Genomic DNA, 14923 nt, shown 5'->3' with positions numbered 1-14923 from the left:
TTTGAGCGGAAGGAAATCAAAATGATTAAAAAAATATTGCGAGTTACTTCTATTATTATGGCTATTGTTATTTTTATATTAATTTGGATGCATATTGACGTTACGCTCGGAAGAAAAATGGAAGCCGGAAAAAATATGCCGACAGAGTACGCGCCTCATTATAGTGATTTTCAATTATATGTAGAAGGAAAGTCATTTTATAAAAAGTTATTTACTGATGTAAGAGAAGCGAAGCAATCTATTTACACGTATTTTTTTATTTTGTCGGATGATAAAAGTAGCCATACTTTTTTAAACTTATTAAAAGAGAAGGCAAAAGAAGGAGTAAACGTCTATTTATCAGTTGATCGCATTAATGATTTATCATTTGAAAGAAAGATGAAAAATGAATTGCGGGAAAGTGGTGTACATTTTACATATAGTAGAAAACCTGAATTGCCATTCGGATTTTATTCACTGCACCATCGTAATCATCGCCGTATTACGACGATTGATGGGGGGATTGGCTATACGGGTGGCTTTAATATGGGGGATGAGTACTTAGGGAAAGATAAGCGTTTTGGATATTGGCGTGACTATCATGTGCGGATAAGAGGAGAAGGAGCAAAGGACTTAGAGGAACAGTTTGCTTTAGATTGGAAACGAGATACGAAAGAAGATATAAAGAGAAGTACGAATAAAGCTAGTAAAGGGAACACATTACATACTATGACTAGTTACAATGGACACCACGTCGCTGAAAAATATATAGAGTTAATAGACCAAGCGAAGCATTCAATTGTCATTACAACACCATATTTTATAGCGAAAAATAAAGAATTAATGAATGCTTTAATTGGAGCGCAAAAGCGTGGTGTTACAGTGAAAATACTTTGGTCATATAAACCGGATATACCTCTTATTAAAGAGGCGGCATATCCTTACATCCGTCAAGCTGTTAAAAATGGGATTACTGTGTATGGTTATAAAAAAGGGATGTTTCATGGAAAGTTAATGCTGATTGATAATGAATTAACTGTTATCGGTACAACGAACATAACTGCACGTAGCTTCTATATAAATGATGAGATGAATTTGTATATTCACGGTGGACCTATCATAGCGCAAGTGAATGAGGCGTTAACGCAAGACATTGGTGATTCGAAAGAGATGACAGAAACATTTTTTGACAACTTATCTTTCTGGGAGCGTTGTAAAGAGAAAGTAGTTGGATGGGTTGATTTTTATTTGTGATGATTAACAAAAGGGTGTCTATAAAAGGCACCCTTTTGTTAATGAAAATAACTATTTTTCATGCACAAGCATCGACGCATCATCATTAATCAACGTCCCGACATGCTCACCTAAACAAATTCTTTTCATCACTCCAGGCTCATCAAAGTTAAAGACGTGTGCCGGTAAATTATAATCTCGAGCAAGCAACAAAGCGGCTTGGTCCATTACTTGTATGTTTTGCCTAACAATATCGTTATAGTTCAGTTTACTGTACATTTTCGCTGATTTGTTATGTTTCGGATCACTTGTAAAGACGCCGTCGACCCCTTGTTTTGCGACTAAAATGGCGTCGCTATTCATTTCAATGGCTCTTTGTACACTTGGATAATCTGTCGTAACGAATGGCTGCCCATTCCCGCCTCCAAAAATGACGATATAGCCGTTATCTAAATGATGTACTGCACGCAAGCGAATGTATGGTTCAGCTACTGCATTAAAAGGGATGGAAGTCATAACACGTACTTCTCTATCTGTTTTACTTGTTAAAACGCCGCGAAGCATTAAGCTGTTAATAATCGTACCTAGCGTACCGATATTATCAGCTTCTACACGATCAATTCCCCATTCTTCAGCTAGATGACCTCTGAAAATGTTACCGCCGCCGATGACAATGGATACTTCGATATCTAGGTCAATAATGGATATAATTTCGTTTGCGATATGCTCTAGTCGTTTGGAGTTAAAGCTATTTCCAGATTGATCAGCAAGTGCGCCACCGCTCAGTTTAATTAAGACGCGTTTATATGGTTTCATAACAATTCCCCCTATATAAATGGCAATAAAAAAGGAACAAAGGCGAATGCCCTTGTTCCTTGCTGAGAAAATGAAAAAGAAAAGAAGAAGATAGGCTGAATTTCTGTACATAATTTTTCATAACATCCACTCCTTTTCATTCCAATTTATTGTAAGTGTATATCTTTTTGATTATACAAAATAATCCGATTACTTATCAAGTATATTTTATCGCTTTTTAACAAAATGGTGTCAATGAAAAATATAAGAAAAAAATTGAATTTTTTGTGACGAACTTGTAGGTTTTTGTATGATTTTGTAGGTTCACTTATATCATGTGTGAGTAAGCTTTTATAAATATTAAATGAAAGCGTTCGCATGAAGGGGATGAACATAAATGAAAAAATTCGGATTGGCAACACAAATTTTTGTCGCACTTGTTTTAGGGATTGTAGTAGGGGCAATCTTTTATGGCAATAAAACGGCAATTTCTTATATCACACCAATTGGGGATATATTTATTCACTTAATTAAAATGATTGTAGTACCGATTGTTATTTCAGCATTAATTGTTGCGGTAGCTGGTGTAGGAGATATGAAGAAGCTTGGGAAACTGGGCGGGAAGACAATTCTTTATTTCGAAATTATTACGACGATTGCTATTTTAATGGGATTACTTGCGGCAAATATATTCCAACCAGGTACTGGCGTTGATATGAGTAATTTACAGCAAAGTGATATTTCTTCTTATAAACAAACAGCAGATGCAACAGAGAAGAAAGGCTTCGCAGAAACGATTGTTCATATTGTACCGAAAAATATATTTGAGTCTATTACACAAGGTGACTTATTACCGATTATATTCTTCTCAGTACTATTCGGTTTAGGAGTTGCAGCAATCGGTGAAAAGGGAAAGCCTGTTTTTAACTTTTTTGAAGGTGTACTCGAAGCGATGTTTTGGGTTACAAATCAAGTGATGAAATTCGCACCATTTGGTGTATTCGCATTAATTGCTGTTACGGTTGCAAAATTTGGTGTAGCAACACTACTTCCTTTAGGAAAACTAGTGCTAGCTGTATACGTAACTGTTATACTATTCGTTGTGATTGTATTAGGTATTAATGCACGAATGGTTGGCGTAAACATTTTTACATTAATGAAAATTTTAAAAGAAGAACTTATTCTTTCATTTACGACAGCAAGTTCAGAAGCTGTTTTACCTAATATAATGAGAAAAATGGAAGAGTTCGGTTGTCCAAAGGCAGTTGCCTCTTTCGTAATTCCGACAGGTTATACATTTAACTTGACTGGATCGGCTATTTATCAAGCGTTAGCGGCATTGTTTGTTGCACAAATGTACGGTGTGCACATGTCACTGACAGAGCAAATAACGTTATTATTCGTTCTCATGTTAACATCCAAAGGTATGGCGGGAGTTCCGGGTGCATCATTCGTTGTTGTATTAGCGACGTTAGGATCAATGGGCTTACCGCTAGAAGGCATCGCATTAATTGCGGGAATTGACCGTATTTTAGATATGATTCGCTCAGCTGTCAATGTATTAGGAAATGCATTAGCGGCCATTGTTATGTCGAAGTGGGAAGGCGAATTCGATGATGAAAAAGCAAAACAATATGTAGAAACAGTCAAACAAACAAAAGCAGCATAAGAAATCGTTAAGGAGTGAAAAGTCATGTCAACATTAACTGAAGTTAAAAATGGAGTACGAATTGAAAAAGATTTTTTAGGTGAAAAAGAAGTGCCAAATTATGCGTACTACGGTGTACAAACAATGCGTGCAGTAGAGAATTTCCCAATTACAGGATATAAAGTCCATGAAGGTTTAATTAAAGCGTTAGCAATTGTAAAAAAAGCGGCAGCACTTGCTAATACAGATGTAGGAAGATTGGAATTGAAAAAGGGTGGTGCTATCGCAGAAGCATCACAAGAAATCCTTGATGGGAAATGGCATGATCATTTCATCGTTGATCCAATTCAAGGCGGTGCAGGAACTTCAATGAATATGAACGCAAATGAAGTCATTGCCAATCGTGCTCTTGAATTATTAGGAATGGAAAAGGGAGACTATCATTATATTAGTCCAAACAGTCATGTAAATATGGCGCAATCAACAAATGATGCATTCCCAACAGCAATTCATATTGCAACATTAAATGCATTAGAAGGCTTATTACAAACGATGGGTTATATGCATGATGTATTTGAATTAAAAGCAGAACAGTTCGATCATGTTATTAAAATGGGTCGTACACATTTACAAGATGCTGTGCCAATTCGTCTTGGACAAGAATTTAAAGCATACTCTCGCGTACTTGAACGTGATATGAAACGTATCAAGCAATCACGTCAACATCTATATGAAGTAAATATGGGAGCAACTGCAGTTGGTACAGGCTTAAATGCGGATCCAGAATATATTGAAGCAGTTGTAAAACATTTAGCTACCATTAGTGAACTACCACTTGTTGGTGCAGAAGATTTAGTAGATGCAACCCAAAATACGGATGCGTACACTGAAGTATCTGCAGCACTTAAAGTATGTATGATGAACATGTCTAAAATTGCGAACGACCTTCGTCTAATGGCATCAGGTCCACGCGTTGGATTAGCGGAAATCATGCTACCAGCTCGTCAACCAGGTTCATCTATTATGCCAGGGAAAGTAAACCCTGTTATGCCAGAAGTAATTAATCAAATTGCGTTCCAAGTAATTGGTAACGACCATACAATTTGCCTTGCTTCAGAAGCAGGACAATTAGAATTAAATGTTATGGAGCCAGTACTTGTTTTCAACTTACTTCAATCTATTAGCATTATGAATAACGGTTTCCGTGCCTTTACAGATAATTGCTTAAAAGGAATTGAAGCGAATGAAGATCGCCTAAAAGAGTATGTTGAGAAGAGTGTAGGAATTATTACAGCCGTGAACCCTCATATCGGCTATGAAGCAGCAGCTCGCGTTGCGAAAGAAGCAATTGCGACAGGGCAATCCGTTCGAGAACTATGTGTGAAAAATGGTGTATTGTCACAAGAAGAATTAGAGTTAATTCTAGATCCATTCGAAATGACACATCCAGGGATTGCAGGAGCAACTCTTTTAAAGAAAAATTAAAAGAAGAGGGGGACAATCCCCTCTTTTTTGTTTACAATATAGAAATGTTATATATGAATAGAGGTAGGGATGTTATGAGTAAGTTTACAGTGGCTTCTAATGGTTCATTAGAAACGACATTAAGAGGAGTAGAAGTATTATCAACACCACTTTTAAATAAAGGGGTAGCTTTCACGCAAGAAGAAAGAGAAGAATTAGGTTTAAAAGGGTTATTACCGCCAGCAGTTTTAACGCTAGATGAACAAGCACGTAGAGCGTATGAGCAATTTTGTTCTCAGCCGGATGATTTATTAAAGAATGTATACTTAACAGCGTTACATGATCGAAATGAAGTATTATTTTATCGTATTTTAACAAATCATTTACGTGAAATGTTACCAATCGTATATACACCTACTGTTGGTGTAGCAATTCAAAGATATAGCCATGAATATCGTAAACCACGCGGTGTTTATTTATCAGTTAATGATCCTTCAGGTATTGAAGAAGCATTTGCAAATATCGGTGCAACAGCTGATAATATTGATTTAGTTGTTGTAACAGATGGAGAAGGTATATTAGGAATCGGTGACTGGGGTGTTGGTGGTATTAACATTGCGATTGGAAAGCTAGCTGTATATACGGCCGCAGTTGGAATCGATCCTAGTCGTGTGTTACCAGTAATTTTAGATGTAGGTACAAATCGTGAGGAATTATTGAACAATCCATTTTATATTGGAAATCGTCATCCACGTGTAACTGGTGAAGCTTACGATGAATTTATTGATACATTTGTACAAGCGGTAGGCAATAAGTTCCCGAAAGCACTTTTACATTGGGAGGACTTCAGTTCTCGCAATGCACGAAAAATTTTAGATAAATACCGTCATGACGTTTGTACATTTAATGATGATATTCAAGGTACAGGTGCAGTTTCACTTGCTGCAGTATTATCGGCAGTGAAAGCTTCTGGTGTACCATTAAGTGAACACCGTGTAGTGGTGTTTGGTGCTGGTACAGCTGGAATCGGTATCGCAGACCAAGTAAGAGATGCAATGGTTCGCGTCGGCTTATCAGACGAAGAATCTCATAATCGTTTCTGGTGTATCGACCGTAGCGGGTTAGTTACAGATAATATGGAAGATCTTCTTGATTTCCAAATTCCGTATGCCAGAAAAGAAGCTGAAGTAAGTGAGTGGAAACAAAATGGTGTGATCGGACTTGCTGAAGTTGTGAAACATGTAAAACCGACAATTTTAATTGGTACATCTACTGTTGCCGGCGCATTTAAAGAGGAAATTATTAAAGAAATGGCTTCTCATATAGAGAGACCAATTATATTACCAATGTCGAATCCAACGCCACTTGCGGAAGCGAAACCAGCAGATTTAATCGAGTGGACAGAAGGAAGAGCGTTAGTTGCAACAGGAAGTCCATTTGAACCAGTTACATATAACGGTGTAACGTATGTGATTGGGCAGTCAAATAACGCACTTATTTTCCCGGGACTAGGTCTTGGTACAATTGTTGTTCGTGCAAGCGTTATGACTGATGGTATGTTCGCAGCAGCTGCTGAAGCAGTTGCAAGTATGGTAGATGCAAGTAAACCAGGAGCACCTATCTTGCCAGAAGTTGAAGAGTTACGTAATATCTCTGAAATGGTTGCAATTGAAGTAGCGAAAGTTGCTGTTGCAGAAGGTGTTGCTAGAGAGAACTTAAGTGATAACGATATTAAGATAGCAGTGAAAGAATCAATGTGGACGCCTGAGTATCGTCAAATAAAAGCGGTAGAAAAGGTTAACATATAGAAAAAAGCCCGTTTATAATAATAAACGGGCTTACTTGTATAATATTGAAAAAATACATAGGAAGTGGCACTTTTGAATTGGAATCAATTATGGAAAAAAGATATATCTCTTTTAATTATTTTAATGGTTGTTGTTCCGATTGCTGGAGAGCTAAATTTTCATCCTTTTAATGATACGTTTCGCGTTAGCTTTGGGACACCGCTTTTCTTCTTTTTATTACTATTTTTAAGAAGAATACCAGCAGCGGTTGCGGGTATTCTTGTTGGTATATCTGTAGTCTTATTCCGTGTATGTCTTGACTGGGTATTACAAGGTTCATTTTATATGACAGAATCATTTTATTTGCGCTATCCTGTGTTCTTTTATTATTTTGTTTATGGAAGCTTATTTTCGCTTTGTAGAGTGAATAAGTTCCATCAGAATCCAGTTGTAATTGGGTGCCTTGGAATTACAATTGAAATTATCGCAAGTATGTCAGAACTTGCGATTTATCACATGGTAGTGCTCAGTACAACAATAACAGTTTCTGAAATAAATAAACTAATCATAATTGCTATTTTCCGTAGTTTCTTTGCACTTGGTTTTTTAAATATGATGAATTTATATGAAACAAAATTAAAAGAATCACAAGTTCGAAAAGAAAATGAAAAAATGTTGATGCACCTTTCTAACTTATATGTGGAATCTGTTCATTTGAAAAAAACGTTGCAAAATGCGGAGTTAATTACACAAGAAGCGTATCAATTATATCGGAATTTACAAGCGAACGATGATTCAAGTAGTAAAACAGCATTGAAAATAGCAGGAGAAGTGCACGAAGTAAAAAAGGATAATCAAAGGATTTTTGCAGGACTATCTAAACTATTATTAGATAAAAATGTAGCTGAGTATGTAGAAGGACATGAGCTTGCAGAAATGATTGTGAGAATAAATGAGAAGTATGCTGAAATGTTGGAAAAAGATATTTGTTTTTCTAAACATATAGAAGGTGAGCATGCAGAATATCATGTGTATACGGTCTTATCAATTTTTAATAATTTAGTTGCAAATGCGGTTGAAGCAATTGAGGGTAGTGGTGCTATCATTATTAAGTTATATAAAATTGATAAACGTATATTTTTTGAAGTAATTGACGATGGGCCTGGTATTGCGCAAAAATATAAGAAACTAGTATTTAAGCCAGGGTTTACTTCGAAGTATGATCAAACAGGAACACCATCTACGGGAATTGGACTTTCTTACATAAACGAAATGGTAACTGAGCTCGGAGGAGAAGTAAGATTGGAAGATGGGGAAATTGGTGAAGGCTGTAAGTTTGTCGTTTGTTTGCCGGAGTGTAGTTTAAAGCGGGAAGGGGAATAAAGTTGTTTTATTATATCGTAGATGATGATGAAGTTTTCCGCTCCATGCTTTCACAAATTATTGAAGATGGTGATCTTGGGGAAGTAATTGGAGAATCGGAAGACGGAGCTTTTATTGAAGCAGATCAACTAAATTTTAAAAAAGTAGATATTTTATTTATTGATTTATTAATGCCAATGCGAGACGGCATTGAAACAGTTCGCCATATCGCATCCTCTTTTACTGGGAAAATTATTATGATTTCTCAAGTTGAATCGAAGCAGCTTATAGGTGAGGCGTATACACTTGGTGTTGAATATTATATTACAAAACCATTAAATAAAATTGAGGTTATATCTGTTGTACGTAAAGTAATGGAACGTATTCGTTTAGAGCGCTCTATACATGATATTCAAAAATCATTGAATAACGTTTTTAAGTGGGAACAGCCGCAAGTTCGAAATGAGCCAATGCAAGAAGGGAAAAAAATAACGGATTCAGGACGCTATTTATTATCAGAACTTGGTATTGCGGGAGAGAATGGAAGTAAAGATTTACTTAGTATGCTGGAATATTTATATGGACAAGAAAAAGCACAAACATTTGACTTTGGATTTCCTGCGCTAAAAGATATCTTTCACCATATAACTATAAGGAAATTAGAGAATATAGCTTCAGATGCACATATAGATAAGGAGAGAAAAGCATCTGAACAAAGGGTACGTAGAGCGATTTATCAATCGTTAAATCACTTAGCTTCCCTTGGATTAACAGATTTTTCAAATCCGAAATTTGAAAGCTATGCTCCGAAATTTTTTGATTTCACTGTAGTTAGAAAACGTATGACAGAAATGACAAAGGAAGAAGTAGCAACTTCCAGACATACGCGAATTAATACGAAAAAGTTTATTCAAGTGTTGTATTTTGAGGCGAAACGGTTGATGGAGATAGAGTGAAAAGGTGCTTATAAATAAGCATCTTTTTTTGTTAAATCTACATTTTATATTTTCTCTTGGAGCATGTAAAATGTTAGTTGAGAGAAACTGGTTTAAATTAAGGAAGTGTAAAAAATGAGTTTTACATTAAACAAATCGATTATTAAAGAAGTATGCGGAGAAACCTCATATAAAAGAGGCGAAGCTTATTATAAAGCAAATAAAGTGATAGTAAATCATTATGATGAAAATAAAGAAATTTGCGAGGCGACGGTAAAAGGGAACGAAGATTTTCATGTTACAGTAGAAAAAGCTAAAAAAGGTGATGTTGTTGCGAAATGTAGTTGTCCGTCGTTAGCTTCTTTTCAAACGTATTGTCAACATGTTGCAGCAGTATTGATACAAATAAATTATAATCAGCAAACGGGTGGAATGCTCCCCGCTAGTAGCGAAAGCATGAGCGGAAATGAACAATTAACAAGCGGGATGTTTCAGTTATTTGCAGACAAACCACTGCGGCCAAAAAGTAAACAACACCGCTTTGATACACGTGAATTACTTCATGTTGAATTTATTTGTACACCAGTAGTTACGAAAAAGGGCGGGGCACTTCTGGGAATTCAGTTGATACTTACCAAAACGTATTTCGTAAATCATATTAGAGAATTTCTTTCTAATGTGGAGAAAAGAGAACCTTTTAATTGTTCTAATGAATTCACATACACACCAGATGTACATAGCTTTAGGCAAGAAACGGATACGATTATTCAGCAACTTATTAAAATGTATCATAATGAAAAAATGTATGAAGATACACTAGAAGTACATGCAAAACAAGATGATAGCATGATTTTAATACCGCCAGCTTCGTGGATGGATATGCTTTCTTTCCTTTCTAAAGCTGAGTTTGTCAGACTTAATCAAGATGGACAATCTTTTCACGGTTTACAAATTTCAAAAGGACTACTTCCTTTACATTTTGAGTTTAATAAAGGGAGTAACGGTGGGTTTACACTTTATATTGACGGCTTACAACAAGTAGACGTAATGGATACGTATAGTTATGCTCTATTTGGAGGGAAACTGTATCAGTTGAACGCTGAGGATTGCAAGCGGCTTATCGAATTACAAAAAATGATGAATCGTTCTAGTAGTAACCAATTGTATATTCCAGCAGATAGGATGGAGCACTTTGTAGAAAAAGTTGTACCAGGGTTAATGAAGCTAGGAACTGTGCGAATAGATGAGGTAGTATCAGATCGTGTTGAAACACCCGCATTAAAAGCGAAATTATATTTAGATCGAGTGAAAAATCGCTTATTAGCAGGTCTTGAATTTCACTATGGAAACGTCCTAATTAATCCGTTAGAAGAGGATGAACAGCCGTCTGTTTTTAATCGTGATGAGAAAAAGGAAAAAGAGATTTTAGACATTATGCGTGAAAGTGCCTTTGCGAAAACGGAAGGCGGTTATTTTATGCATAATGAAGAAGCTGAGTATAATTTTTTATATCATGTTGTTCCAACGTTAAAAGGTTTAGTTGATATTTATGCGACGACAGCAATCAAATTACGAATTCATAAAGGAGACACAGCTCCTCTTATAAGAGTTAGGAGGAAGGAGAGAATTGATTGGTTATCATTTCGCTTTGATATAAAAGGTATTCCAGAAGCTGAAATTAAAGGGGTATTAGTAGCTCTTGAAGAGAAACGTAAATATTACCGATTAGCGAACGGTTCTTTATTATCACTGGAGAGTAAAGAGTTTAATGAAATTAATCAATTTGTAAAAGAAACGGGTATTCGGAAAGAATTTTTACATGGGGAAGAAGTGAATGTTCCGCTTATCCGTAGTGTAAAATGGATGAACGGACTTCACGAAGGACATGTTTTAAGTTTAGATGAGTCTGTTCAAGAGTTAGTAGAAAATATTCAAAATCCGAAAAAATTAAAGTTTGCTGTGCCAAATACGTTAAATGCAGAAATGAGAGAGTATCAAGTATACGGATTTCAGTGGATGAAAACACTCGCACATTATCGTTTTGGGGGTATTTTAGCAGACGATATGGGACTAGGAAAAACGTTGCAAAGCATTGCTTTTATAGATTCTGTTTTGCCGGAAATTCGAGAGAAAAACATGCCTATATTAGTCGTCTCTCCGTCATCCCTCGTTTATAATTGGCTGAGTGAATTGAAAAAATTCGCCCCGCATATTAGAGCAGTTATTGCAGATGGAAATCAAATAGAGCGCCGAAAAATTTTAAAAGATATAGCAGAATTTGATGTCATAATTACGTCATATCCATTGCTGAGAAGAGATATAAGGTTGTATGCAAGACCGTTTCATACACTATTTCTTGATGAAGCACAAGCGTTTAAAAACCCTACAACGCAAACTGCAAAAGCGGTGAAAACGATTCAAGCGGAGTATCGTTTCGGATTAACAGGAACACCTGTAGAAAATTCGTTAGAAGAGCTATGGTCTATCTTCCATGTCGTCTTCCCAGAATTATTACCTGGAAGAAAAGAGTTCGGTGATTTAAGACGTGAGGATATAGCGAAGCGAGTGAAACCATTCGTATTAAGACGATTAAAAGAGGACGTATTAAATGAGTTGCCAGATAAAATAGAGCATTTACAGTCATCGGAGTTGTTACCAGATCAAAAGAGATTGTATGCTGCATATTTAGCGAAATTAAGGGAAGAAACGTTAAAGCATTTAGATAAAGATACGTTACGTAAAAATAAAATTAGAATTTTAGCTGGTTTAACGAGATTACGACAAATTTGTAATCATCCCGCTTTATTCGTTGATGATTACAAAGGCAGTTCAGCTAAATTTGAACAACTGTTAGAGATTTTAGAAGAATGTAGAAGTACTGGGAAGAGAATTTTAATCTTTTCTCAATTTACGAAGATGCTTTCCATTATCGGTCGTGAGTTAAACCGTCAAGCGATTCCATACTTTTATTTAGACGGGAGTACACCTTCGCAAGAGCGTGTAGAGCTATGCAATCGGTTTAACGAAGGTGAAGGTGATTTATTTCTTATTTCTTTAAAAGCTGGTGGTACGGGTCTTAACTTAACTGGTGCAGATACAGTGATATTATATGATTTATGGTGGAATCCAGCTGTTGAACAGCAAGCAGCAGATAGAGCATATAGAATGGGACAAAAAAATACGGTGCAAGTTATTAAGTTAGTAGCCCACGGAACAATTGAAGAGAAAATGCATGAACTACAAGAAACGAAGAAAAATTTAATTTCTGAAGTAATTGAGCCAGGAGAAGGGAAATTATCCTCCATAACTGAGGAAGAAATTCGAGAAATTCTTATGATTTAAAATAAAAAAGCTATGCTTTCAAATTTATGAGAGCATAGCTTTTTTGTTGTAATAATTATATTTTGTTTTGAACAAAGTAAAGAAATCAAATGGTATTTAAATTACTTCTTTGTGCCTTTACTTTTGTATGGTTTTGCTGCTTTCTTTTTCTTTGCACTTGATTGCCAACGGTTCCATCCCTTACTTCCTGTACCTTGTCCTACACCTTTTTTCGGTTTCGCTTTCGTTTTGCTCATATGATCACTCCGTTATATAAAAATCTTGTTTGATAATAGTCAATGAATTAGAAAATACTCTTGATAAATGACTATGTTTGCTTTAAGTAAAAACAAACTGCTTGAATGCTATAGTATATCATGAAATTGCAAGTAAACTGAAAGGAATTACAAAGAAAATGAAAATAATAAGAAATACTGCGGATTCTATATTTCGAACGATTACACTAATAGTTGTGTATACGTTAGTTTCGGTTAGTGAAACATTTTTTGGAATGACGAGACAGAAGAAGTAAAGATGTTAAATTAACAACAATCAATAAAGCCGTAAAATAAAGAATTGAAAAATTTTTTAAAACTTTTTGTTGACTTTCTTTATTTTTTGTATAGAATAATCATTAATAAAATGTTTCAGAGATGTGACAACAAAACGACTATGAAAGGACGAGTAGTAGTAGGATGTAGTTTAAGCGAGTCAGGGACGGTGTGAGCCTGATACGAAGCCTATTATGAAGAACCTCCTGGAGTCGCTAACCGAAATCCTTTATAGGAAAGTAGACTTAGCCGGGAACTTCGCCGTTACAAGAAGAACAGTATCGAGATTTTTTCATCTCCGTATTGTATAAGTGAGCAACCTCTGTTGCTAATTTGGGTGGTACCGCGGAACCAAAGCCTTTCGTCCCAGTTTTTTGGGATAGAAGGGCTTTTTTTGTTGGCTTCTTTTCACAACATCCAAACATTTTAGGAGGAAACCACCATGTATCAATCATTAATGACAGTAAGAGAGACTCAAATCGCAATTAAGGAAGTTAAAACATTTTTCGAGGACCAATTAGCAAAACGTCTTGAACTATTCCGCGTATCTGCACCATTATTCGTAACGAAAAAATCAGGATTAAACGATCATCTAAACGGTGTAGAACGTCCAATTGAATTTGATATGCTACATTCAGGAGAAGAATTAGAAATTGTTCATTCACTAGCGAAGTGGAAAAGATTCGCACTACATGAATACGGCTATGAAGCTGGTGAAGGCTTATATACAAACATGAACGCGATTCGTCGTGATGAAGAACTAGATGCAACACATTCCATTTACGTTGACCAATGGGATTGGGAAAAAATTGTTCAAAAAGAATGGCGCACTGTAGAATACTTGCAAGAAACAGTACGAACAATTTATGGAATATTCAAAGATTTAGAAGATCACTTATTTGAAAAGTATCCGTTCCTTGGAAAGTATTTACCAGAAGATGTTGTTTTCATTACTTCCCAAGAACTAGAAGATAAATATCCAGAATTAACACCGAAAGATCGTGAACATGCAATAGCGAAAGAACACGGTGCAGTCTTTATTATCGGAATTGGTGATGCACTCCGTTCAGGTGAAAAACACGATGGACGTGCAGCTGACTATGATGATTGGAAATTAAACGGTGACATTTTATTCTGGCACCCAGTACTACAAGCTTCATTCGAATTATCATCCATGGGAATCCGTGTTGATAGTAAATCACTTGATGAACAGTTAACGAAAACTGGTGATGACTTCAAACGTGAGTATGATTTCCATAAAGGTATATTAGAAGACGTACTACCATTAACAATTGGCGGTGGTATTGGACAATCAAGAATGTGCATGTACTTCTTACGTAAAGCACATATCGGTGAAGTTCAATCTTCTGTATGGCCTGATGATTTACGTGAAGCTTGTAAGAAAGAAAACATTCATCTGTTTTAATAGAAGAGAGAGAATAGCTTAAATATAGAGCTATTCTCTCTTTTTTTATTGTGTAAACGAATAGTTTACAGTGGCTTTTACCAATAGTTTCTGTCATTTGTATCTCCTTTCATGTCATAATTTATTAAAGGAGGAGACGTTATGAGCATAGGAGAACCGCTAAAAAAACTACGAGAATCAAAGCTTTAAAGAGAAAATACATATTGATGAAGAAGAGGCGGATTTTGAGAAAGAGAATGAGTTTGGTTTTTATATTGGCTGCGGATTATTAATTATGAGTGCTTTCATTGACTATGAAGGAATTCAAGGGAAAGAGCGATAAGATATATAATGAAGAGTGGGAGGAGTCAGTTATATTTCCTAGGAAAGGATATAACGAATAATTTAATTGTTTTATAATAATTTTTTGATGTTGATAATAT

10 protein-coding genes, 1 pseudogene and 1 other annotated feature are annotated in these 14923 nt (G+C 35.7%); of the genes and pseudogenes, 9 read left to right on the top strand and 2 right to left on the bottom strand.

The window, feature by feature from the left end:
* Positions 1 to 21 precede the first annotated feature (21 nt).
* Positions 22 to 1233, top strand: a complete 1212-nt coding sequence (locus tag JDS80_RS04465) for a phospholipase D-like domain-containing protein (protein WP_071745066.1) — start codon at positions 22 to 24, stop codon at positions 1231 to 1233.
* Positions 1234 to 1284: 51 nt separating this feature from the next.
* Here JDS80_RS04465 and pyrH read toward each other — a convergent pair whose 3' ends face one another.
* Positions 1285 to 2028, bottom strand: a complete 744-nt coding sequence (pyrH, locus tag JDS80_RS04460) for a UMP kinase (RefSeq protein WP_071745067.1) — start codon at positions 2026 to 2028, stop codon at positions 1285 to 1287.
* A gap of 376 nt (positions 2029 to 2404) precedes the next feature.
* Between pyrH and JDS80_RS04455 the strand changes: the two genes are divergently transcribed.
* The 6 genes from JDS80_RS04455 (at position 2405) to JDS80_RS04430 (ending at position 12545) form a co-directional block, all read left to right on the top strand.
* Positions 2405 to 3676 carry a cation:dicarboxylate symporter family transporter gene (locus JDS80_RS04455; RefSeq protein WP_060751549.1) on the top strand — a complete coding sequence of 424 codons (1272 nt, stop codon included), beginning with the start codon at positions 2405 to 2407 and terminating at the stop codon, positions 3674 to 3676.
* Between the two features lie 24 nt (positions 3677 to 3700).
* Positions 3701 to 5140 (top strand): aspartate ammonia-lyase, encoded by a 1440-nt coding sequence (aspA, locus tag JDS80_RS04450; RefSeq protein ID WP_071745068.1) that lies wholly within the window; start codon positions 3701 to 3703, stop codon positions 5138 to 5140.
* A gap of 74 nt (positions 5141 to 5214) precedes the next feature.
* Positions 5215 to 6927 carry an oxaloacetate-decarboxylating malate dehydrogenase gene (malS, locus tag JDS80_RS04445; protein ID WP_199637219.1) on the top strand — a complete coding sequence of 571 codons (1713 nt, stop codon included), beginning with the start codon at positions 5215 to 5217 and terminating at the stop codon, positions 6925 to 6927.
* Between the two features lie 63 nt (positions 6928 to 6990).
* Positions 6991 to 8289: an ATP-binding protein gene (locus JDS80_RS04440; RefSeq protein ID WP_199637217.1), complete on the top strand. Its 1299-nt coding sequence runs from the start codon at positions 6991 to 6993 to the stop codon at positions 8287 to 8289.
* Between the two features lie 2 nt (positions 8290 to 8291).
* Positions 8292 to 9224: a response regulator gene (locus JDS80_RS04435; protein WP_199637215.1), complete on the top strand. Its 933-nt coding sequence runs from the start codon at positions 8292 to 8294 to the stop codon at positions 9222 to 9224.
* A 114-nt stretch (positions 9225 to 9338) separates the two neighbouring features.
* Positions 9339 to 12545, top strand: coding sequence for a DEAD/DEAH box helicase (locus JDS80_RS04430; RefSeq protein ID WP_199637213.1), 3207 nt, complete (start codon positions 9339 to 9341; stop codon positions 12543 to 12545).
* A gap of 101 nt (positions 12546 to 12646) precedes the next feature.
* Here the strand turns inward: JDS80_RS04430 and JDS80_RS04425 are convergent, their stop codons facing one another.
* A complete protein-coding gene (locus JDS80_RS04425) occupies positions 12647 to 12781 on the bottom strand; it encodes a DUF3934 domain-containing protein (RefSeq protein ID WP_000047591.1) in 135 nt (44 codons plus the stop codon).
* 406 nt (positions 12782 to 13187) lie between these two features.
* Positions 13188 to 13447 (top strand) — a binding site (T-box leader).
* A gap of 70 nt (positions 13448 to 13517) precedes the next feature.
* On the opposite strand from JDS80_RS04425, the gene asnA reads away from it, so the two are divergent.
* Together asnA and JDS80_RS32320 are read left to right on the top strand one after the other, a co-directional pair.
* Complete coding sequence (gene asnA / locus JDS80_RS04420) at positions 13518 to 14501, top strand: aspartate--ammonia ligase (protein WP_002118166.1); 984 nt, start codon at positions 13518 to 13520, stop codon at positions 14499 to 14501.
* A 178-nt stretch (positions 14502 to 14679) separates the two neighbouring features.
* Positions 14680 to 14808 (top strand): annotated as a pseudogene (locus JDS80_RS32320) (helix-turn-helix domain-containing protein); the annotation flags it as partial.
* Positions 14809 to 14923: the final 115 nt, after the last annotated feature.

The organism is Bacillus cereus group sp. N8, assembly GCF_016483685.1.
GTDB classification, from domain to species: domain Bacteria; phylum Bacillota; class Bacilli; order Bacillales; family Bacillaceae_G; genus Bacillus_A; species Bacillus_A proteolyticus.
The sequence above is the reverse complement of the archived record's forward strand: the minus strand, read 5'-3'. Positions and strand labels throughout refer to the sequence as shown.

Bases quoted from the DNA above. Each gene is read 5' to 3' on its own strand.
- JDS80_RS04465 (WP_071745066.1), top strand. From the start codon at position 22: ATGATTAAAAAAATATTGCGAGTTACTTCTATTATTATGGCTATTGTT.
- pyrH (WP_071745067.1), bottom strand. From the start codon at position 2,028: ATGAAACCATATAAACGCGTCTTAATTAAACTGAGCGGTGGCGCACTT.
- JDS80_RS04455 (WP_060751549.1), top strand. From the start codon at position 2,405: ATGAAAAAATTCGGATTGGCAACACAAATTTTTGTCGCACTTGTTTTA.
- aspA (WP_071745068.1), top strand. From the start codon at position 3,701: ATGTCAACATTAACTGAAGTTAAAAATGGAGTACGAATTGAAAAAGAT.
- malS (WP_199637219.1), top strand. From the start codon at position 5,215: ATGAGTAAGTTTACAGTGGCTTCTAATGGTTCATTAGAAACGACATTA.
- JDS80_RS04430 (WP_199637213.1), top strand. From the start codon at position 9,339: ATGAGTTTTACATTAAACAAATCGATTATTAAAGAAGTATGCGGAGAA.
- JDS80_RS04425 (WP_000047591.1), bottom strand. From the start codon at position 12,781: ATGAGCAAAACGAAAGCGAAACCGAAAAAAGGTGTAGGACAAGGTACA.
- asnA (WP_002118166.1), top strand. From the start codon at position 13,518: ATGTATCAATCATTAATGACAGTAAGAGAGACTCAAATCGCAATTAAG.